This window comes from Streptomyces sp. NPDC001070, from assembly GCF_053598835.1.
In genome coordinates this window covers 97,854-118,386 of sequence record NZ_JBSFLB010000013.1, presented here as the reverse complement: position 1 = coordinate 118,386, position 20,533 = coordinate 97,854, and the positions used below count along the sequence as shown (strand labels likewise).

Here is a 20,533-nt window from a genome sequence, read left to right as displayed (position 1 = left end):
AGGGGTAGTGTGCTGCCACTCCAGGCAGTGGGTTCACGGCGCGACGCGGCCGTGACGGACGGAAGGTCCCGGGATGGGCGACACACGCGGTGACGAGCTGCTCATCGGCGATCCCGCGGGCCTCCCCACGACCGGGCGGGCGTCCGGGCCGGCACCGGACCGGACGCCCAGCCGGGCGGAGACCACCCGGCAGGCGCTGCTCAAGGCTGCCCGGGAGGTCTTCGGGGAGTCGGGGTACGCGGCGGCGGGCGTCGCCGAGGTGGTCCGCCGCGCGGACGCCAGCGTCGGCGGGCTCTACCACCACTTCGACGGCAAGGTCGACCTCTTCCTGGCCCTGTGGGAGGAGTTCCGCACCGCGCAGGCGCAGACCACGGCCCGCGCGGTGGCGCGGCTCCGCGAAAGCGGGGAGAGCCGCCCCCGCGCCCTCTTCCTCACCGGCACCCGCGCCTACCTGGGGCACACCTGGGCGCGGCGGGAGATGGCCCGGCTCTTCTACACCGGGGACACCCCGCCGGGTTTCGACCTGCTGGGCCGCCAGAACCTCAGGACCTGGATCCAGCACAACGCGACACTGCTCGGCATCACCCAGGAGCGGCCTGGCGACCGCGCCCTGCTCATCGCCCTGACCACGACGATCGCCGAGATCGGACGGGAGCTCGTCGCCTGCGACGACGCGTGCGAGGCGGCCGGCCTCACGGACACCGCCCTCGAACTGATCGGCAGGCTGTGCGACTTCGGCCTGTCCGCACCGGAGGCCGGCGCCGCCGGCTGAGACCGGGGACGGGGGCGGCGCGCGACGCGCCGCCTTCTCCCCGCACCGGGACGCGTACGCGGCCTGGCCGGAGCATCCGGGCCTGTCCGGGTCCCTGTCCCGGGTGGGCGACTGGCTGACGGCACCGGTGGCGCTGAATCCGTACGCCATGGGGGGCGGTGCTCGTCCCGGCCATGCAGGCCCCGATGGTCGCCTGGCTCCACTCGGGTCCGCGGGCCGGCGGCGGCGCGGCGGTGCCGGGCCGGTCGCGGCTCCTCGGGGCCGTGCCGGGCGCGGTGTTCGGGGCGGCGCCGGGCACGGCGGTGGCGGCGGGCGTGCTGGTCCACCTGCTGGACCGGTGGCTCGGCGTCCCGGTGGCGGTCGCGGCCGCGGACTGCTGGACGTACGACGCGGAACCGGCGCGGCGCACCGCCTCTTCCGGCTGCTCGCGCTCGAGCAGCCCGCACCGGGCGCAGGGCTGAACATTACCTCCGGTAAATCTGCACACCGCACACCTGGGCGACATACGTCCGCACGTGCGCAGCGCACCACCCCCGCCGGTGCGCGCGGTTTGATCCGGAGTGCCCGGTTCCGCCGGGCCCGCGCGCCCCGCGCATGTGAAGGAATTGCCACCGGGGCGTGGGAATTACGGCACACCGGTGAAGCCATGAATCCGAACCATATTCGAACGCACGGTTCGTCAATTGGCCGTCCCAGCTGCTCCCATGCTTGTATCCCGTCCCGTGGCGAAGAGGTTGCCCCCTGATGATTCGCCACTTGTTATGTGTTCACACCCGAAGGGAAGCCCCCCATGAACTTCACCTCCCAGGTTGAGACCCGCGAGATTTCCGACGCCGACCTGGACAACGTCTCCGGCGGCCTCGTGGGCGGCCTCGTGGCCAACGCCACGGGCACCCTCGAGTCGATCGCCCCGGTCGCCGGCACCGTGTCCGGCGTCGTCGGCACCGTCGAGGGCATCTCCGGCGTCAACACCGGCGCTGTGACCGGCCTGGCCACCGGCCTGGCCGCGGGTCTCTGAGACCAACGGATCCGCGGGTCCCGGAGGCCTCCCCTCCGGGACCCGCGGGCGCCATTGCGGCATTGCGTCCCAATGGCGAGGGATGCGGCTGAGGGAAGAGTTCCGTGCAGTTTCGCAAAAAGGCCCTTGCCAAGCTCCAATCACCGGAAGAACTCGATCTCCCGGTGCGTTTCGCGCGCCCGCAGGGCCGCCTCGTGCTGTCCGTCACCATTCTCGTGATGGCCGCCGCGAGTTTCTGGGCGGTCACCGGTTCCGTGTCCTCGAAATTGAGCGCCCCCGGAATTATCGGCTATGGGCAGGGCAGTTACGTCCTGCAGAGCCCGGTCGCCGGACAGGTCAGCCGGGTCCTCGCCGAGGAAGGGGAACGCTTGCCCGCCGACGCGCCCTTGCTCAGCGTCCGCACGGAGCGCGGCGACACCGTCGTGCGCACCGTCGCCGCCGGCCGGGTGAGCGCTCTGGTGGCCACCATCGGCACCGTCGTCACCGTCGGCGCGGACGTGGCGACCGTCGAACGCGTCGCCCACGCCGGCGACCCGCTCATGGCGACCCTCTACGTCCCGGCCGCGAGCGCCTCCTCGGTGCCGGTGGGCGCCGCGGTGGACCTCTCGGTCGAATCCGCGCCCCAGGCGCGGTACGGCGTGCTGCGCGGGCATGTGCAGGCCGTCGGCCGCACCTCGCGCACCGCCCGGCAGATCGCCGCCTACCTCGGCGACCCGCAGCTCGCCGCGCAACTCACCCGCGCGGGACGCCCCGTGGCCGTCGTCGTACGGCTCGACGCGTCGTCCCGCACTCCCACCGGGTACCGCTGGTCCAAGGGCGACGGCCCCTCGTACGACCTGGACTCCATGACCCTGGCCGCCGGCGCCGTCCACCTGAGGGCACAGCGCCCCGTCGATTGGCTGCTCCCGTGACCGCGCCCGCCCGGCCCGAGCAGCGGCCGCTGCCGCCCGCAGGCCGCCGCAGACACCGCCCCGAGCCCGCCCGGCGCCCCTGCGGGCAACGGCAGGGCCGCAGGCCGCGCACCGTCCGCACGCCGACCGTGCTCCAGATGGAGGCCGTCGAGTGCGGCGCGGCCTCGCTGGCGATGGTGCTCGCCCACTACGGCCGGCACGTGCCGCTGGAGGAACTGCGCATCGCCTGCGGCGTCTCCCGCGACGGCTCCCGCGCCAGCAACCTGCTGAAGGCGGCCCGCGGCTACGGGCTGCAGGCCAAGGGCATGCAGATGGAGACCGCGGCCCTGGCCGAGGTGCGCGCACCGGCCATCCTGTTCTGGGAGTTCAACCACTACGTCGTCCACGACGGCATGGGCCGTCGCCTCGGCCGCCGCGGCGTCCACATCAACGACCCCGACAAGGGGCGCCGCTTCGTGCCCCTGGAGGACTTCGACACCAGCTTCACCGGCGTCGTGCTGACCTTCGAGCCGGGACCGGACTTCCACCGCGGCGGCCGCAGGCCCGGCATCCTCGGCGCGCTGCCCGCCCGGCTGCGCGGCACCAGCGGCACCATGCTCGCCGCGCTCGTGGCCAGCCTCCTGCTGGTCGCGGTCGGGGCGGCACTGCCCGCGCTCAGCCGGACGTACATCGACCTGTTCCTGATCGGCGACCAGACCTCCCTGCTGGGCGTGCTGTTCGCGTCGATGGCCACCCTGGTGGCGCTCACCGCCGCGCTCACCGCCGTCCAGCAGACCAACCTGCTGCGCGGGCGCATCATCTCCTCCACCCTCGGCAGCGCCCGCTTCCTGCGCCACCTGCTGCGGCTGCCGGTCACCTTCTTCACCCAGCGCAACCCGGCCGACCTCGTGCAGCGCCTGCAGTCCAACGACGCGGTCGCCGAGACCCTCGCCCGCGACCTGGCCGCCGCGGCCGTCGACGGCGTCGTCGTCGTGCTCTACGCGCTGCTGATGTGGACGTACGACCCGCAACTGACCGTTCTCGGGGTCGGGATCGCCCTGCTCAACGCGGTCGCCATGCGCGTGGTGACCCGGCTGCGGGCCACCCGGACGCAGAAGCTGCGCGCCGACAGCGCCCGGCTCACCAACACCTCGTACACCGGCCTGCAGCTGATCGAGACGATGAAGGCCACCGGCGGTGAGAACGGCTACTTCCGCCGCTGGGCCGGACAGCACGCCGCCACCCTGGAGGAGCAGCAGCGGCTCGGCGTGCCCAGCGCCTGGCTGTCGGTGGTCGCGCCGGCCCTCGCGACGCTCAACAGCGCGCTGATCCTGTGGATCGGCGGGCTGCGGGCGGTGGAGGGGCACATCTCGATCGGTCTGCTCGTCGCCTTCCAGGCCCTGGTCACCCGGTTCACCGCGCCCATCACCCGGCTCAACGGGGTCGCCGGGCGCATCCAGGACTTCGCGGCCGACGTGGTCCGTCTCAAGGACGTCGAGAACTTCCCCGTCGACTCGCTCTACGCGCGCCCCGAGCCCGAGGCGAGCACCCGGCGGCTGAAGGGCCACGTCACGCTGGAGGACGTCACCTTCGGCTACAGCCCCCTCGACAAGCCGCTGCTGTCCGGCTTCTCGCTGTCCGTCGCGCCCGGCCGCCAGGTCGCGCTCGTCGGCGGATCCGGCAGCGGCAAGTCCACCGTCTCCCGGCTCATCGCGGGGCTCTACAGCCCCTGGGAGGGCACGATCCGCATCGACGGGCAGCGCCTGGAGGACATCCCGCGCAGCGCCCTGGCCGCCTCCGTCTCCTTCGTCGACCAGGACGTCTTCCTCTTCGAGGGCACCGTGCGCGACAACGTGGCGCTGTGGGACCCCTCCATCCCCGACGAGGACGTGGCGACCGCGCTGCGCGACGCCTGCCTGTACGAGGTCGTCGCCCGCCGCCCCGGCGGCATCCACAGCCGCGTCGAGCAGGACGGCCGCAACTTCTCCGGCGGGCAGCGTCAGCGGCTGGAGATCGCCCGGGCGCTGGTCAGGCGGCCCAGCGTGCTGGTGCTCGACGAGGTGACCAGCGCCCTGGACGCGGAGACCGAGCAGGTCATCATCGACAACCTGCGGCGCCGCGGCTGCGCCTGCGTGGTGATCGCCCACCGGCTCAGCACGGTCCGCGACAGCGACGAGATCCTGGTCCTCGACCACGGCACGGTCGTCGAGCGCGGGCGGCACGAGGAGCTGATCGCGGCGGGCGGCGCGTACGCCGCCCTGGTCAAGGAGCACTGACGTGATCCCCGTACAGCCCGGCACCGCCACCGACGACCCGGTCCTGACCGCGCTCGGCGGGCTCGGCACCCCCGTCGACTGCGCCGGCCTGCGCAGCCTCTCGCTGGAGGGGCCGCACGTGCTGTGGCTCGTGGTGGCCGGCGCGCTCGACCTGTTCGCGGTCGACGCTGCGCAGCAGGGGCACTGGCACTACCTCGGCCGCCTGGAGCCGGGCACCCTCCTCCTCGGCCCGGTCGAGGGGCCGCGGCACACCCTCGTCGGCCGTCCGCTGCAGGGCTGCTTCCTGCGCCGCGTCCCGCTGCGCGAGCTGTACCGGCCGCCCAACCCGCAGCAGGCGGCGTACGGCGACGGCTGGGCGCAGCAGGGCCCGTACGGCGCCGGGTACGACACCCAGGAGCTGGCCCTCAGCCTGCTCGAGCACGCCTTCGCTCTCGGCGTCGGGCGCGGCCAGCGCGTGCTGTTCGAGGCCCCGCTGGACGGCCGCACGACGGCGGAGGAGCACGTCGCCGACGACGACATCCTGTGGCTGCCGGTCTCCCCGGGCAGCGTGCAGTACGGCGCCGCGTACTCCGCCGAGGCGGCGGGCGATCTGCTCGTCGACGGCGCGATGTGGCAGGGCATGGTCAACCAGCAGTACCGGCTGCTGTCCACCCTGGACCGCTGGATCGAGGGGCTCGAACGCGCCCACGAGGACCGTACGGCCGCGGGCATCAAGGCGGGAGAGGCCGTCCGCGAGCAGGCCGACCGCGATCTGCTGGCCTCCATCACCACAACCCGCAGGACGGCCTCCCGTACCGCCCAGGCCTCCGACGACACCACGTACGCGGTGTGCCGGCAGGTCGCCGAGGCCGCCGGGATCAACCTGACCCCGCCGTCGCGCAGCGGCGCCGTCAGCGACCGGATGGACCCGGTCGAGCGCGTGGCCGTCACCTCCGGCATCCGCACCCGGGCGGTGCGGCTCGACGGCCCCTGGTGGCGGGAGAACATCGGGCCCCTCGTCGGCCGGCGCGCCGCCTCCGGCACCCCGGTCGCCCTGCTGTGGCGGCGCGGCGGCTACGAGGCGGTCGGGCCCGGCGGCAGCAGCCGCGGCCGCGTCTCCGAGTACAACGCGGAGGACTTCGAGCAGCGCGCCGTCATGCTCTACCGACCGCTCCCCGAACGGCACGCCGGGCTGCTGCGGCTGCTCCGTTTCAGCCTCCGGGGCTCCGGGAGCGATCTGCGCAACCTGGTGCTCAGCAGCCTCGTCACGGTCGGGCTCGGCGCCCTGGTGCCCATCGCCACCGGCCAGGTCCTGGGCACGTACGTGCCCGGCGCGGAGACCGGGCTCATCGTGCAGGCCGCCCTGGCCGTCGTCGTCACGGGCATCGTGTGCGCCGCCTTCATGCTGATGCAGAACCTCACCGTGCTGCGCATCGAGGGCCGTATCGAGGCCACCTTGCAACCCGCCGTGTGGGACCGGCTGCTGCGCCTGCCGACCGGGTTCTTCGCCGGCCGCTCCACCGGCGAACTCGCCAGTGCCGCCATGGGCATCAGCGCCATCCGCCGGGTGCTCGCCGGGGTCGGCCCGGTCGCCGTCCAGGCGACGACGGTCGGCGGCATGAACCTGGTGCTGCTGCTCCTCTACAGCGTCCCGCTGGCGCTGGCCGCCCTCGGCATGCTCGTCGTCATCGGCGCCGTGCTCCTGAGCCTCGGCCTGTGGGAACTGCGCTGGCAGCGACGGCTGGTCGAACTCGGCAACAAGCTCAACAACGAGGCCTTCCAGACACTGCGCGGTCTTCCCAAGCTGCGCGTCGCCGCCGCCGAGAGCTTCGCGTACGCCGCCTGGGCGCGCCGGTTCGCCCGCAGCCGGGAGCTCCAGCGGCGCGCCGGCCGCATCAAGAACATCACCACCGTCCTCAACGCGGTCTACCTGCCGCTCTGCTCGCTCATCATGTTCATGCTGCTGGCGGGCCCGGCCCGGGGCTCCCTGTCCGCCTCCGGCTTCCTCACCTTCAGCACCGCGATGACCATGCTGCTGACCTCGGTCACCCAGCTCACCGGCGGGCTGCTGTCGGCCGCGGCGGTACTGCCGATGTACGAGCAGGTCAAGCCGATCCTGGAGGAGTCCCCCGAAGTGCGGGGCGGCAGCACGCAGCCCGGCACCCTCTCCGGCGCGATCGAGGCCCGCAACCTCTCCTTCCGCTACTCCGACGACGGCCCCCTCGTCCTCGACGACGTCTCCCTGCGGGTCGGCCCCGGCGAGTTCGTGGCGATCGTCGGTCCCAGCGGCTGCGGCAAGTCCACCCTGCTGCGGCTCCTCATCGGCTTCGACCGGCCCGACTCGGGCAGCGTCCTGTACGACGGCCAGGACCTGGCCGCCCTCGACCAGGGCGCGGTCCGCCGCCAGTGCGGCGTCGTCCTGCAGAACGCCCAGCCGTTCACCGGCTCGATCCTCGACTGCATCTGCGGTGCCGAGGTCTACACGCAGGAGGAGGCGATGGAGGCCGCGGCCATGGCCGGTCTCGCCGAGGACATCAAGCGCATGCCCATGGGCCTGCACACGATGATCGCCGGCGGCAGCACCGTCTCCGGCGGGCAGCGCCAGCGACTGATGATCGCCCAGGCCCTCATCCGGCGGCCGCGCATCCTCTTCCTCGACGAGGCCACCAGCGCCCTGGACAACGACACCCAGCGCATCGTCATCGACAGCACCCGGGGCCTGCGGGCAAGCCGGATCGTCATCGCCCACCGGCTCTCCACCGTCATGGACGCCGACCGCGTCATCGTCATGTCGGACGGCCGCGTCGTCGAGGAGGGCCGCCCCGCCGATCTGCTGGCGAACCCCGGCGGCCGGCTGCACGAACTGGTGCGCCGCCAGATGAGCTAGTCCTCCAGCCTTCGGCGGGGGGTGCCCCCACGCCGCGTTGACGATCCTCCGCCTTGCGACGCACCGCACCTGGGGGCGACTCCGGGCACGGTCAGGGGACGACGATGACCGGCCGCTGGGCGCTGCGCGCCAGCCGGTCGGAGATCGAGCGGAAGAGCCGGATGCCTGCCCCGCGCCTGCGCCCGACGATGATGGCGTTCGCCCGGTACTTGCGGCCGGCCTTCTCCAGTTCCTCCGCGACGGCGCCCCTGCGGTGGATGAGGGTCCAGTGCAGCCCCGACAGATGGTCCTCGCAGGCGAGCTGCCGTAGCAGCCTGTGCGTGCCGCCGCCGTGCGGCCCGCACCCGCCGCCCGGGTCCTCGTAGCCGAGCAGCGACGCGACGGGGTTCTCCTTCGCGACGTGGACGATGAGGAGCGCCGCGCCGGTGCGCCGCGCCATTCCGGCCGCGTACGACAGCGCCCGCCTGCTGGGGGCGGAGCCGCTGTACCCGACGAGCACCCCGTACTTGTCGACGCTCGTGCGACCGGCGCCCGTCGCGGGAGCCGGTTCCCCGGCGGTGGACGACCGCGCCAGGGGATCGTCGCCGACAGGTTCGGGAACGCCATGGCCTGCCATGAGAAACCTTTCGGGGGTGAACGGGAGACGGCCTCGGGAACCGGAGGCGGTCACACGAGGACGACCGGGCATGCACCGCTACCGACCGGCGCCGCCCGCGAAGTGTGACAACCCCGGCACCGCGGGACGGGGCGGCGCGCCCGGCGGCGCCCCGTTCCACGGGGTGTGTCACACGCGCGCGGGACGTCCGGTCTCAGTGGAGGAAGCAGAGTTCTGTCCCCGGGAACGTGAGGAGGCGTGCCGTGAGCGAGGAAGCGGCTCCCGGACGGCGCGGCGCGGCGTGCGCCGCGGGGACGGGAGCGGCGTGAGCACACCGCAGACCGCCACCCCGGCATGGCGGCGGCGGATGGTCGCCCGCGTCTCCGACGAGAAGCACCGCACCGCCACCGCGCTGGAACTCTTCTTCGACCTCTGCTTCGTCGTGGCCGTCGCCCAGACGTCCGCCGCGTTCGAGGAGGAACTGGCCGGAGGGCACGTCGGGCGCGGTGTCCTCGGCTACGCGCTGGTGTTCTTCGCGATCTGGTGGGCGTGGATGAACTTCACCTGGTTCGCCTCCGCCTACGACACGGACGACATCCCGTACCGCCTGCTCACCGTCGTCCAGATCAGCGGCGCCCTCGTCATGTCCGCGGGCACGGCGGCCGCCCTGCAGCACGGCGACTACACCGTCATCACCTGGGGCTACGTCGTCATGCGGCTCGCCATGGTCAGCCAGTGGCTGCGGGCCGCCGGCTCCGACCCCGAGCGGCGCCGGTGCTGTCTGCGGTACGCCGCCGGGATCCTGGTGGTGCAGACCGGCTGGCTGGCGCACCTCGTGGTGCCGGGCGGCGTCCGCCTCCCGGCGCACATCGTCCTCGCCCTGGCCGAGCTCGCGGTCCCCGTGTGGGCCGAGCGGGTGGCCCACACCACCTGGCATCCGCGCCACATCGCCGAGCGCTTCGGCCTGTTCACCCTCATCGTGCTGGGCGAGTCCATCACGGCCGCCGCCGGGGCGGTGCGTACCGCTCTCGACACCGACGCCACCTTCGGCGACATCGCCACGCTGGTGCTGGGCGGCACCCTCACCGTCTGCGCCCTGTGGTGGCTGTACTTCGCCCAGAACGCGTCCCGCCGCCTCAACAGCTTCACCACGGCCACGCTGTGGGGCTACGGCCACTACGCGGTCTTCGGCTGCGCCGCGGCGGTGGGTGCCGGACTCGCCGTCAACGTCGCGCAGGCGACCGGGCACGGCCACCTCACCGCCCACGGCGCGGCGGCCGCCTACACGGTGCCCGTCGCCGGGTTCGTCCTGTCCGTGTGGCTCCTGCACCGCCGGGCCGCCGGGCACCCCACCGCGCCCGACGTGGTGCACGCGCTCGCCGCGGTGGCGATCCTCGCCGCGACGTTCGCCCCTGCCCCGGTCCTCGTGACGGGCGTCGCCGCCGCGCTCCTGGTCGCCGCGACCTGCGTCCCGGGCGGGCGCGGCGGCGCGCGGGCAGCCGCCCCCTGAACGGACGGCGCCGGTCGAAGCCGCCCCGCGGCGGCCGCGTCCAGCCGCCATGACCAGCAGGCACTTCGTCCCCGCCGCCGGCCTCGGGGCCTACCGCGACTGCCGGTACACCTGTGAGTGCTATCCCTACGACAGCCTGCCGCCCCTGGACTCGACCCGGTACACGGGCGCCTTCGAATGGCTCGGCGGCACCGGGGAGCCCGTTCCCGAGCAGGTCGCGCACATCGAGGGTTTGGCCGCGCGACCGGCCGCCGAAGGCATCGCGCTGCCCGCGGACTTCGCGGCCTTCCACACGAGCGGGAAAGTGCGATACGCGCCCGACGAGGTCTCGGTGACCTGCTGCTGGACAGACATCTCGGATCCGCTGCCGAGCCCGGTCGAGCCCGGCGCCTTCCTCGTCCGCTTCCTGCGGGATCAGCAGGACTGCGTCATCTGGTACCTCTACCTCCGGCCCTCGGGCGAAGCGTTCGTCGTGCACTCCTACGTGGACTACGAGTTCGCCGTACGAGGCACGGCGCGACGGCGAGGTATCCGACTGCGACCTCGACGACTTGGCGGAACAGCGGGCCGATCCTGTGGTGCGCGCCGTCGTTCGAGGAGTTCGCGCATCGCTTCTGGATGGAGAACCGCGTCTGGTTCGCGATCCGCGATGACGAACTGCCGGGCCTCGATGCCGAGCTGAGCCGCTGCGTGGACCACTACGCCCGTATATGACGGGCCCTGGGGCGTCGATCCCGCAGCCGGGGTGCTCCGGGGTGGGTCCCCAGCCCCTCACCGGCTGCGATCAGCAGTACCGGTTCCAGCCGGCCCGGTAGCCGTCGCGGTAACCGCGCCGGTATTCGGAGTTCCAGCTCGAGGGACGGTACGAGTCCCATTGGTTCCGGCAGCGGGGGCGCGAGCGGGCGTCGTAGCGCCCGTCGTCCCTGCCGTCCCTGTAACCGCGCCAGTACCGATCGCTCGACTGCGGGGTGAGGGTGCCCGCGGCCTGCGCCTGGACCGTGCCCGCCGTCACGTGGTCGGCAGTCGTGGCCTGCGCGGGCGCCGCCGGCAGGAACGCCAGCGCTCCCACGGCGACCGGGCCTGCGAGCAGTGCGAGAAATCGCTGTGCGCGCATGGCTGTTTCCTCTCTCGGAAGCATGCGGGGTGGCGGTGCCTGGTCCCACGCCCCTGGTCAGGCCCAATTCCATGCTTTACGTGCCCGATTGGGGAGCGGCAGGGCACCGGCTCGAAGGGCGGATAGCGCCCTCCATCGACCGTATCGAGCCATGTTCACCATGTCCAGTTATGAACCATTACACCCGCTTTTTTCCGACCTCGAACACCACCTGTGCCCTGCCGGTCACGCTCAGCCTCGCCGATGGGGTCGGATCCCCCGCCACCTGCCGGAACCCGAGCGAAGGGTACGCCGCCTTGACCGAAGCGAACGAGCTCCAGGAGAAGACCGATCGCGCGCGCACCACATCCCGGGTGCGCGGGACGCTGATCGGGCTGGCACTGGGCGAGACGATGGGAGCGGCGTCCGCACCCAGCTGGTCCGGGCGCTGCGGTTCGCGGCTGCCGCACCGGACGGCGCGTCCGTCGCGGCGGTCACCGGAGCCTTCCACGGCGCCGCCCACGGCTTCGAGGCCTTCCCCGTCGATGTGGTGAGCCGCCACGAACCGCTCTGGGTCATCGACACCCTGGCCCGCGACTGGATCACCGAGATCTCCCCGAGCCGCGGCGAGTACGTCCCGGGCTGGGCCCCCCTGGCGGGACCGCTACCCCGGCTGGTGATCAGCGGGTGTCGCCGTCCGGGCACCGGCCCTGGGGCGCACACCGGCCGTCCTTCGCCCCGGCCGGGTCAGGGGAACGCGAACCGTGGTTCGCGTTCCCCTGGACGGACGGGTCCGCCGTCAGCTGCTGCGGGTTCGGTCGGGCGCCTGGGCCGAGCGCTGGTGGGGCAGCGTTATCGCGTCGGACTGCTCCTGACGCAGCACCACGTTCCGGGTCGGGAAGGCGATCTCGATGCCCTCCTCCTGGTAGCGGCGGTGCAGGCGCTTGATGAACTCGTGCTTGATCCGGTACTGCTCGCCGTACTCCGAGGTCCGCAGAATGACGGAGAAGTCGATCCGCGACTCGCCGAAGGTGTGGAAGCGGACAACCGAATCGTGCTCGGGGACGCCGCCCTCGACGTGGGCCATGACCTCGCCGGCGACCTCGATGGTCACCCGCTCCACGTGCTCGAGGTCGTTGTCGTAGCCCACGCCCGCCTGGACGATGAGGGACATCTGCTGCCCGGGCTGGTGGAAGTTGGTGGCGATCGCGCTCGCGAGCTTTGCGTTGGGGACGATCACCAGGTTGTCCGACAGCTGGCGCACCACGGTGTTGCGCCAGTTGATGTCGACGACGTAGCCCTCCTCGCCGCTGCTGAGGCGTATGTAGTCACCGGGCTGCACGGTCTTGGACGCGAGGATGTGGACACCCGCGAAGAGGTTGGCGAGCGTGTCCTGCAGGGCCAGCGCCACGGCGAGACCGCCGACGCCGAGGGCGGTGATCAGGGGCGTGACGGAGATGCCCAGGGTCTGCAGCAGGACCAGGAAGCCCACCGCCAGCACGGCGACACGGGTGATGTTGACGAAGATGGTCGCGGAGCCCGCCACCCCGGAGCGGGACAGCGCCAGGGAGCGCACGGTCTCGGCGACCATACGACCCGCCGCGATCGTGGCCGCCAGGATCATCACGGCGACGAGCGCCTTGTTGACCGTCCGGTCGACGCCGTGCGTCAGCGGCAGCACCGCGGCCGCCGCCCAGGCGCCCGCGGCCAGCGCCGCCCACGGCACGACCGTGCGCAGGGCGTCGACCACGATGTCGTCGCCGCCCCACTTTGTGCGACCGGCCCGCTCCCGCAGCCACTTCAGGGCCAGCCGCAGCAGCAGACCCGCCACGGCGCCGGCGGCGATCGCGGCACCCGCGACGATCAGATCGTGCAGCGTGAGGGCGCGGTTCACCGGTCGCCTCCCCGCGTGCGTACGGATTCACCCACGGGGAGCGGGGGGTGCTGTGTCGTCACTTGTCGCCTTATCGTTCTGGGGACTTTCGAGGGGGCGCGCCGAACACGCGGTGTCCAGGCGTGATCTGACACATCCTGCCGCAGCCCGCGTGCGGCGCGCATACGGCCCCCGGTGCAAGGGTGGGGTTCCCGCCAAGGTCCGGTGCGGCGTGCATCCCCTCCTGGTCGACGCGCTGATCGACGACGAGGACCTCGGCACCGCGTGCGAGGCCTCCCGCCGGGCCCGGCTCCCCCGACGGCTCCGGCTCGCCGACCGCTCGGACGGTGCCCGGCCCGCCGACGGCCCTGTCCGTTTGCCTGCGAGCGCTGAAGGCGCGTACCGCCCACACCGGGGACGCCGTCCTGCCACGAGACGCTGGTGCCCTGCAGGGAGAACCCCTCCTCTTTCAGCAGCGCTGCCACCGTGTCCGGCCCCACCGGGTGCCCCTGCCGGGTCAGCTCGGGGGCCAGGTTCCGTGTGGACTTCACTGTCCACCGCAGCGGCGACTCAGGATCCCCGCGCTGATCCGGGTCGACCGGGCCAGTAACGTTGCCACCAGGCCCGGATCACGCTCCCGCAGCCGCTTGCGACCCGCCCCCGTCGCCCGGACGCGAACCGACGGATCCGCTCCCGCCCGCACCTCTCGCTTGCCACGCGACACCGCGGATTCGATCGCGTCCCTTCTCGTGGTGCAAGCGATCAGACGGCGGTTGTGTTCGTGGTGTTGAGGTCGGTGCAGATCCGCGAGACCTCGCTTTCGAAGGTCCCGGCCCACCACGATCGCCCCTTTCTTCTCATTGTGGGCACCCATGGCGTGGGTACCCACAGCACGGTGAGCCACCCGACGGGTGAAATATGGCGATTAAAGCAAGAACGAGATGACAGGAGTGCTCCGCCTACCGTCGTTGTGCTGCATACGATTCTCAGCGCACCGACTCTCTGGAGACCTGTCAGAAGTCCGTCACCGCCCTGTTGCACGCTCGACGCAAAACCCGCTTCGAGCTCACGTACGGCTCGTCGCCCTCTCTCGCGAAACGTTCCTGCGGAACGTCGAGATTGCGTGCGGCTCATGAAGTCTTCGAAGGGAAGGGAAAATGTCAGACGAAGAGGTCGCTGCGGTCTTTGGTGCGACCGGCCAGCAAGGCGGTGGCCGGGCACGGGCGATCCCGTTCTCGCTGCGCGCGCTGACCTGGGTTGCCAACTCACCAAACACGCTGCACGGTTGGGGTGCTGCTGAACGGGGAAAGCAACGCGACGGCCGCTCCTCCCGGGCGGGAAGTCGCTGCGCGCGCCGAGAGGTTGCACTCCGCGATGGCGCCTTCCACCAGAGCCTCGCCCGCATGGCGGACAGCGGGCTCAGCCAGAACACCTTTTGAGCCGTCAGGCGTGCTGGCCACTGCATGATTCCGGCGCGCCCTCCTTCTGCTGAAGTCTCTTTCCCTTTCCCCACAACGTCCCCGATTGCCTCCGGTCGGACGTTTTCATGGGTTACTGATTACACGAGAAAGTACAGGCTGATGACAAAGAAGTATGACGTAGAAGTTCCCGTCCTGATCGTCGGTGGCGGCGGCGCGGGCTTGACTTCATCGATTCTCCTGTCCCGCCTCGGCGTCGAGTCCCTGCTGGTGACTCGGTACCCGAGCACCACGCATGTGCCGCGGGCGCACATCCTCAACCAGCGCAGTATGGAGATCTTCGCCGACATGGGCGTTGATTCTCAGATCCGGGCGAAGAGCACCCCTCAGGAGAACATGAGCCATATCGGGTACTTCTCCGGGCTCGGGGGAGGGGGGCCGGAGAACGGCCACGGGCGCCGTATCGGGTCCATCGAGGCATGGGGCGCGGGCTACACCGACCCCGATTACGTGGCTGCCAGTCCGCAGGCCGCAGCGAACGTGTCCCTGCTGCGCGCTGAGCCCATCCTGAAGCAGCACGCGGAGCAGCATTCCCACGGGCACGTCAGGTTCCACCACGAGTTGGTGGATCTGGAACAGGATGCCGACGGAGTGACCTCCACGATCCTCGACCGCGGTACCGGTGAGACCTACACCGTCCGGTCCAGCTATCTCCTGGGGGCCGATGGCGGACGGACCGTGGGCGACCTGGTCGGGATCAAGATCACCGGCACAGAGAAGATCGTGACACTGACCAGTTTGTACCTGTCCATGGACCTCTCGCCGTATCTCGGGGAGGCAGAGGATTCGGTCCTCCTCTTCGTCTTCAACCCCGAGTTCCCGCAGCACCTGGGCTTTGGTGCCACGCTAGTACCGGAGGGCCCCGAGTGGGGCCGGAACTCCAAGGAGTGGGTCCTGCACGTCAGCGGGGAGGGCATGGACGCCTCGCAGCCGGAGAAGATGGTGCAGTGGGGGCGCGAGGCGCTTGGGCTCCCCGATGTCGATATCGAGGTCCTCAACATCGCAAAGTGGGACATGGCAGGCTACCTCGCCGACGACTTCCGGGCCGGACGGGTGTTCATGCTCGGCGACGCCGCACACAAGGTTCCGCCCGCCGGCGGTCTTGGCCTGAACGCGGCCGTCCAGGACGCCTACAACCTGTGCTGGAAGCTCGCCGCCGTCCTCGAGGGTCGCGCCGGCGACGCCCTGCTTGACACCTACACCGCCGAACGCCGCCCGGTCAACCAAAGCAACTTGGACACCGCGATGCGGGCCGTCGCCAGCCATTTCGGCGCAACCGAGGCGATGGGACTCTCCCCCGACAAGAGCCCCGAGGAGAACTGGGCCGCGCTGCGGCTGTTCTGGGAGGACGTCCCCGGCACGGTAGAGCGGCGGCACACGTTCACCCAGTGGCTGGGCAACATGACCCTGGAGTTCCGCCAGCACAACACCGACTTCGGATACACCTACGATTCCCCCGCGATCGTCAGCGACGGCACCCCCGCACCGGCCCCCCTGGACGACATCCGCCTCTACCAGCCCAGCACACGGCCCGGACACCCCTTGCCCCACGCCTGGATCGAACGTGCCGGTGAACGCACGGCCCTGCGCGAGTTCGTCCACGGCGGGCACTTCGCCCTCATCGCCGGCGAAGACGGCCATGACTGGGTGGAGGCCGCCACCAAGATCGCCGCGGAGCGGAACCTCCCGCTGCGCGCGGCCCGGGTCGGCCTCGGCGAGGTGGACTTCGTCGATACACGACTTGCGTGGGTGAAGCAGCGGGAGATATCCGCCACGGGTATGGTGCTGGTCCGTCCGGACGGACACATCGCATTCCGCTCCGTCGCGTCGGTCGACGACCCGTTGACCGTGCTCTCCGCCGCCTTCGACCAGATCCTGCACACCGCCGGCGGATGACGGCGGTCGGAGTACGACTCGCGCCGACCACCTGAGTCCCGCAGCCTCGACCGCCTTGCCGGGCGGTACGCACGCGACGGCCGCACCGCCAGGCCCTCGCCGTCCGCCGCGAGCACTTCCGCACGGATCTGTCGCTCGCCGCGTACCGGGCGCTGCGCGCCGCCGCCCGCGCGCACGAGACCTGGGACGCCGAGCGCCCGCCCGCGCTGGACCTGCTGCGCGCCGACGCGGAGGCCGGGCGGCGGGGCCGCCACGGTGCGGGGCCCGTTCCGATCGACGCGCTGACCGACGACGAGGGCTTCGACGCCGCCTGGGTGGCCTCCGACCGGGGCCTGCTTCCCCAACTCCCGCGGCTCGCCGACCGGTCGGCGGAGGTACGGCCCGCCGACGCCCTGGCCGTCTATCTGCGTGCCGTGGCGGCACGCACCGCCCGCACCGGCGGCGCCGTCGACATGGAGGTCGCCGACCTGCTGGTCAAGGCGCGGGCCTGCCACGAAGTCCGCGGCACACTCGCAGACTTCGCCGCCTGCGTCGCGGAGCTCAGGACGGAGCAGAAGCGCAAGCGGAACCTGCTGCACATCCTGGACGGCAGAGGCATCTGACGCACTCGGCTCCGCCCCCACGCACATGTGGGGGGCGGAGCCGGGCGCGCCGTCTAGCGGGTCGCCGTCCCGGCCGGGGCCGGGGCGTAGCCGCCCGGCCGGGTGGTGAAGGTGCCGCGGCCCTGGGTGCGGCTGCGCAGGCGGGTCGCGTAGCCGAACAGCTCGGCCAGCGGCACCGTCGCCGTGAGGACCGCCGTGCCGGAGCGCGTCGTGGAGCCCGTGACACGGCCGCGGCGGGCGGCGAGGTCGCCGAGGACGGCACCCACGGCGTCGTCGGGGACGGTGACCGTGACCTCGACGACCGGCTCCAGCAGCGTCATGACGCCGCTGCGCAGGGCCTCCCGCAGGGCGAGTCGGCCCGCGGTGCGGAACGCCGTCTCGGAGGAGTCCCGGGAGTGCGTGGCCCCGTCGGTGAGCGTGACGCGCACGCCGGTCACGGGGTGGCCGCCGAGGGGGCCCTCGGCGAGGGCGTCCCGGCAGCCGGCCTCGACCGCCCGCACGAACTCCTTCGGCACCCGTCCGCCGACGACCGTCGAGGCGAACGCGAAACCGGATTCCCCGTTCGGCTCGACGTCGAGGACGACGTGCGCGAACTGCCCCGCGCCGCCCTCCTGTTTGACGTGCCGGTAGAGCAGCCCCGACACGCCGCCGGCGAGCGTCTCCCGGTAGGCGACCTGCGGCCGGCCGACGCGGACGTCCACCCCCTGAGCGCGGCGGATCTTCTCCACCGCGACCTCCAGGTGCAGTTCGCCCATGCCGGACAGCACCGTCTGACCGGTCTCGGGGTCCGTCCGCACGGCCAGCGAGGGGTCCTCCTCGGCCAGCCGGGCCAGGGCCGTGGCGAGACGGTCGGTGTCGGCGTTGCGGGCGGCCTCGACGGCGACGAAGACCACCGGCGCGGCCACCGACGGCGGTTCGAGCACCAGGGGCGCCCCGGGGGCGCACAGGGTCGCTCCGGCGGAGGCGGACTTGAGCCCGATCACCGCGACGATGTCCCCGGCGACCGCCTCGTCGACATCGATGTGGCGGTCGGCCTGGACCCGCAGGATCCGGCCGATCCGTTCGGTGCGCCCGGCCCGCGCGTCCAGCACGACGTCCCCCTTCCCGATCGTCCCCTCGTACACCCGCAGGTAGGTCAGCCGCCCGGTGGCGGTCGCGTTCACCTTGAACACCAGGCCGGCGAACGGCGCCGCCGGATCGGCCGCCTCCCGTACCGCCGGCACGTCCAGCGGCGACGGCAGGTAGGCCACGACGGCCTCCAGCAGCGGCTCGATGCCGCGGTTGCGGTACGCGGAGCCGCAGAGCACCACCACGGCCTCGCCGGACAGGGTCAGCTCGCGCAGCGCGGAGCGCAGCGTCGCCTCCGACAGCGCCGACCGCTCGCAGAACTCCTCCAGCGCGGCCGGATGCAGTTCCGCCACCGTCTCCTCCAGTGCCCGGCGGCGCCGGAGCGCCTCGTCCCGCAGACCGTCCGGGACCTCGCCCTCGGTGTACGTGCCGTGGCCGTCGGCCCATAGCAGGGCGCGCAGGCGCAGCAGGTCCACGACGCCGGTGAAGCCGTCCTCCCGTCCGACGGGCAGTTGGACGACGAGCGGGACGGTACGCAGACGTTCGCGGATCGATCGGGCCGCGGCGTCGAGGTCGGCGCCGGCGCGGTCCAGCTTGTTGACGAACGCGATCCGCGGCACGCCGTGCCGGTCGGCCTGCCGCCACACCGACTCGCTCTGCGGCTCGACGCCCGCGACGGCGTCGAAGACCGCGATCGCGCCGTCCAGGACGCGCAGGGAGCGCTCGACCTCGTCGGCGAAGTCGACGTGGCCCGGGGTGTCGATCAGGTTGAGCCGGTGGCCGTCCCAGTCGCAGCTCACGGCGGCGGCGAAGATGGTGATGCCGCGGTCGCGCTCCTGGGGGTCGAAGTCGGTGACGGTCGTGCCGTCGTGGACCTCGCCGCGCTTGTGGGTGGCGCCGGTGAGGTAGAGGATCCGTTCGGTGACGGTGGTCTTGCCGGCGTCGACGTGGGCGAGGACGCCGAGATTGCGGACGGCGGTCAGCGGATTGACGGTGCGCATGGCCCGTGGCCTTTCGGGTGATCCGGAAAAGGGCGCGCGATTCCCGGACGGGACGGCCCGCGGAGGGCCGTGGGAACCCCCTGGACACGGCGCGGGCGGCACGGCAGGGCGTACCCGGCCGGCGGCCTCGGCTCCGGCCGTGTGCGGGGGTCAGACGTTCGTCGCGGGCGTCCGGTGCCGGCCGCGCAGCCGGCACCGGGCCGGCGAGGACACCAGGATCACCTCGTAGCTTGACATCCTCCCCTCCCGGAAGGGGAGGGGATTCCTGGCTCAGGCTGCCTCCGGGAGCAGCGCTCCCGGGGGTCTTGCGCCTTCGGCACCAGCCGGGTTGAGACCAGCCCGGACCAGCATCACGCGGGCGGAGTTCTTGTCCCTGGGGGATACGACTGCGCACGCGGTGCAGGTGTAGGTACGTTCCGAAAGAGGAAGTGCGTGCTTGGTTCTCGCTCCGCACGACGCGCAGTCCATGGTGGTGTGCGCGGGATGCACCAGGCGGACGTCCCGCCCGTGCTTGCGGCCCATCTCAATCAGAGCCTGCTTGGTCGTGCCGATCGCGGCGTCCGCCGCCTTGCGCGCCATGGTGGTCTTCGCGAGGAACTTCGGCCGGAAGTCCTCGACCGCGATCACGTCGTGATCCCGCACCACGCGCTTGGCCCACTTACGGGCGGTGTCCTGCCGCCGGCGCGCCACCTTCTTGTGCAGCTTCGCGGTCTGCTGCTTCGCCTCGCGGTAGCCCTTGGATGCGGCCTGCCTCTTGGCAGGGCGGCGGCGAGCCATCATCCGCTGATACCGCGCGAGACGCTGCGCCGCGATTTTCCCATGCTGGGCGTGAGGGAGGTCGTGGGCGTCGGATGTAGTGGTCGCGGTCTCCTTCACGCCCCAGTCGATTCCGATCACCCGACCAGTCTGTGGCAGAGGCTGCGTCTGGGTTGCGACGACGAACGAGGCGTACCAGTGGCCAACGCTGTCCCGGTACACCCGCACCGACGACGGCGCGGACGGCAGGTCCCGCGACCACACCACCGTCAGGTCGATGCCGCCCGCGAGGTGCAGGCGGCCGTCCTTCAGCCGGAAGCCCCGGGTGGTGTAGTTCAGCGTCGGCAGCGCCTCGCGCTTCTTCTTGTGGCGCGGCATGCCCGCGCGCTGCCGCATGGGCAGCCGCTTGTCGATGTCCTTCAGCGCTTTGGAGCGGGACTTGGCGAAGTCTCGGATGATCTGCTGCTGCGGGACGCTCGCCCCGTCGCGGAGCCACGGCGTGCGGGCGCGAGCCTCGGTCAGCATCTTGTCGAGCTGAGCCGGGCCGCACGTCAGCTTGCCGTCCGGGTGCGCCCGATTGTGGGCGTGTACCTGCCGGGACTTGGCGACGCACTCGTTCCACACCCACCGGCAGCGGTCCCACTCGGCGAGCAGCGCCGTGCGCACGGTCGACGACACGCGCAGCCGGTAGGTATACCGGGCGTGCCCGGATTCCCCCGCCGCCTTCCATGATGTCGCCATTGCGTCAATTTAGCATGGGCGATGAGAAGCGGATCTCTTTTCCCCCGCCAACAGACCTACCTGGCTGCCCTGTTGAACGGGTCCGCACCGACCGGCGG

At 71.9% G+C, this 20,533-nt stretch carries 17 protein-coding genes and 1 pseudogene; 11 read left to right on the top strand and 7 right to left on the bottom strand.

Translation table 11 applies throughout. The features are described 5' to 3' along the window. The first annotated feature begins 73 nt into the window (after window positions 1-73). From ACWDAS_RS17880 to ACWDAS_RS17855, 6 genes are all read left to right on the top strand, one after another. Window positions 74-772 carry a TetR family transcriptional regulator gene (locus ACWDAS_RS17880; protein ID WP_450391402.1) on the top strand — a complete coding sequence of 233 codons (699 nt, stop codon included), beginning with the start codon at window positions 74-76 and terminating at the stop codon, window positions 770-772. A gap of 185 nt (window positions 773-957) precedes the next feature. Beyond that, entirely contained in the window at window positions 958-1,233 is a 276-nt protein-coding gene (locus tag ACWDAS_RS17875) for a hypothetical protein (protein ID WP_450391399.1), read from the top strand. 329 nt (window positions 1,234-1,562) lie between these two features. Then, entirely contained in the window at window positions 1,563-1,790 is a 228-nt protein-coding gene (locus ACWDAS_RS17870; protein WP_450391397.1) for a type A2 lantipeptide, read from the top strand. Window positions 1,791-1,894: 104 nt separating this feature from the next. Beyond that, window positions 1,895-2,701 carry an HlyD family efflux transporter periplasmic adaptor subunit gene (locus tag ACWDAS_RS17865; protein ID WP_450391394.1) on the top strand — a complete coding sequence of 269 codons (807 nt, stop codon included), beginning with the start codon at window positions 1,895-1,897 and terminating at the stop codon, window positions 2,699-2,701. Further along, window positions 2,698-4,956: an NHLP family bacteriocin export ABC transporter peptidase/permease/ATPase subunit gene (locus ACWDAS_RS17860; protein WP_450391391.1), complete on the top strand. Its 2,259-nt coding sequence runs from the start codon at window positions 2,698-2,700 to the stop codon at window positions 4,954-4,956. Before ACWDAS_RS17865 ends, ACWDAS_RS17860 begins: the two co-directional genes overlap by 4 nt. A 1-nt stretch (window position 4,957) precedes the next feature. Beyond that, window positions 4,958-7,822 (top strand): NHLP bacteriocin export ABC transporter permease/ATPase subunit, encoded by a 2,865-nt coding sequence (locus ACWDAS_RS17855; RefSeq protein ID WP_450391388.1) that lies wholly within the window; start codon window positions 4,958-4,960, stop codon window positions 7,820-7,822. Between the two features lie 91 nt (window positions 7,823-7,913). Here ACWDAS_RS17855 and ACWDAS_RS17850 read toward each other — a convergent pair whose 3' ends face one another. After that, window positions 7,914-8,438 carry a universal stress protein gene (locus ACWDAS_RS17850; RefSeq protein WP_450391387.1) on the bottom strand — a complete coding sequence of 175 codons (525 nt, stop codon included), beginning with the start codon at window positions 8,436-8,438 and terminating at the stop codon, window positions 7,914-7,916. A 304-nt stretch (window positions 8,439-8,742) separates the two neighbouring features. Between ACWDAS_RS17850 and ACWDAS_RS17845 the strand changes: the two genes are divergently transcribed. Both ACWDAS_RS17845 and ACWDAS_RS17840 read left to right on the top strand, forming a co-directional pair. Beyond that, entirely contained in the window at window positions 8,743-9,927 is a 1,185-nt protein-coding gene (locus tag ACWDAS_RS17845; protein WP_450391384.1) for a low temperature requirement protein A, read from the top strand. 49 nt (window positions 9,928-9,976) lie between these two features. After that, window positions 9,977-10,609 (top strand): hypothetical protein, encoded by a 633-nt coding sequence (locus ACWDAS_RS17840; protein ID WP_450391382.1) that lies wholly within the window; start codon window positions 9,977-9,979, stop codon window positions 10,607-10,609. A 102-nt stretch (window positions 10,610-10,711) separates the two neighbouring features. Here the strand turns inward: ACWDAS_RS17840 and ACWDAS_RS17835 are convergent, their stop codons facing one another. From ACWDAS_RS17835 to ACWDAS_RS17820, 4 genes and pseudogenes are all read right to left on the bottom strand, one after another. Continuing rightward, a complete protein-coding gene (locus ACWDAS_RS17835) occupies window positions 10,712-11,041 on the bottom strand; it encodes a hypothetical protein (RefSeq protein WP_450391380.1) in 330 nt (109 codons plus the stop codon). 178 nt (window positions 11,042-11,219) lie between these two features. Continuing rightward, window positions 11,220-11,582 carry a hypothetical protein gene (locus ACWDAS_RS17830; protein ID WP_450391378.1) on the bottom strand — a complete coding sequence of 121 codons (363 nt, stop codon included), beginning with the start codon at window positions 11,580-11,582 and terminating at the stop codon, window positions 11,220-11,222. Window positions 11,583-11,819: 237 nt separating this feature from the next. After that, window positions 11,820-12,914, bottom strand: coding sequence for a mechanosensitive ion channel family protein (locus ACWDAS_RS17825; RefSeq protein ID WP_450391375.1), 1,095 nt, complete (start codon window positions 12,912-12,914; stop codon window positions 11,820-11,822). Between the two features lie 416 nt (window positions 12,915-13,330). Beyond that, window positions 13,331-13,626 (bottom strand): annotated as a pseudogene (locus ACWDAS_RS17820) (ISAzo13-like element transposase-related protein); the annotation flags it as partial. A gap of 424 nt (window positions 13,627-14,050) precedes the next feature. Here ACWDAS_RS17820 and ACWDAS_RS17815 point away from each other — a divergent pair. The 3 genes from ACWDAS_RS17815 to ACWDAS_RS17805 all read left to right on the top strand — a co-directional run bounded on the left by ACWDAS_RS17815 (window position 14,051) and on the right by ACWDAS_RS17805 (window position 16,869). Continuing rightward, entirely contained in the window at window positions 14,051-14,332 is a 282-nt protein-coding gene (locus ACWDAS_RS17815; protein ID WP_450391374.1) for a hypothetical protein, read from the top strand. Window positions 14,333-14,473: 141 nt separating this feature from the next. Next, on the top strand, window positions 14,474-16,267 hold the full coding sequence (locus tag ACWDAS_RS17810) for an FAD-dependent monooxygenase (protein WP_450391373.1): 1,794 nt from the start codon (window positions 14,474-14,476) through the stop codon (window positions 16,265-16,267). A gap of 314 nt (window positions 16,268-16,581) precedes the next feature. Further along, window positions 16,582-16,869, top strand: coding sequence for a hypothetical protein (locus ACWDAS_RS17805; RefSeq protein WP_450391371.1), 288 nt, complete (start codon window positions 16,582-16,584; stop codon window positions 16,867-16,869). Window positions 16,870-16,922: 53 nt separating this feature from the next. Here the strand turns inward: ACWDAS_RS17805 and fusA are convergent, their stop codons facing one another. Together fusA and ACWDAS_RS17795 are read right to left on the bottom strand one after the other, a co-directional pair. Beyond that, a complete protein-coding gene (fusA, locus tag ACWDAS_RS17800; protein WP_450391368.1) occupies window positions 16,923-18,938 on the bottom strand; it encodes an elongation factor G in 2,016 nt (671 codons plus the stop codon). 270 nt (window positions 18,939-19,208) lie between these two features. Further along, a complete protein-coding gene (locus ACWDAS_RS17795; RefSeq protein WP_450391365.1) occupies window positions 19,209-20,435 on the bottom strand; it encodes an RNA-guided endonuclease InsQ/TnpB family protein in 1,227 nt (408 codons plus the stop codon). Between the last annotated feature and the right edge of the window lie 98 nt (window positions 20,436-20,533).

Coding starts and splice junctions, on each gene's coding strand:
- ACWDAS_RS17795 (WP_450391365.1), bottom strand. CDS start 20,435: ATGGCGACATCATGGAAGGCGGCGGGGGAATCCGGGCACGCCCGGTAT.
- ACWDAS_RS17870 (WP_450391397.1), top strand. CDS start 1,563: ATGAACTTCACCTCCCAGGTTGAGACCCGCGAGATTTCCGACGCCGAC.
- ACWDAS_RS17810 (WP_450391373.1), top strand. CDS start 14,474: ATGACAAAGAAGTATGACGTAGAAGTTCCCGTCCTGATCGTCGGTGGC.
- ACWDAS_RS17850 (WP_450391387.1), bottom strand. CDS start 8,438: ATGGCAGGCCATGGCGTTCCCGAACCTGTCGGCGACGATCCCCTGGCG.
- ACWDAS_RS17815 (WP_450391374.1), top strand. CDS start 14,051: ATGTCAGACGAAGAGGTCGCTGCGGTCTTTGGTGCGACCGGCCAGCAA.
- ACWDAS_RS17880 (WP_450391402.1), top strand. CDS start 74: ATGGGCGACACACGCGGTGACGAGCTGCTCATCGGCGATCCCGCGGGC.
- ACWDAS_RS17840 (WP_450391382.1), top strand. CDS start 9,977: ATGACCAGCAGGCACTTCGTCCCCGCCGCCGGCCTCGGGGCCTACCGC.
- fusA (WP_450391368.1), bottom strand. CDS start 18,938: ATGCGCACCGTCAATCCGCTGACCGCCGTCCGCAATCTCGGCGTCCTC.
- ACWDAS_RS17875 (WP_450391399.1), top strand. CDS start 958: ATGGTCGCCTGGCTCCACTCGGGTCCGCGGGCCGGCGGCGGCGCGGCG.
- ACWDAS_RS17835 (WP_450391380.1), bottom strand. CDS start 11,041: ATGCGCGCACAGCGATTTCTCGCACTGCTCGCAGGCCCGGTCGCCGTG.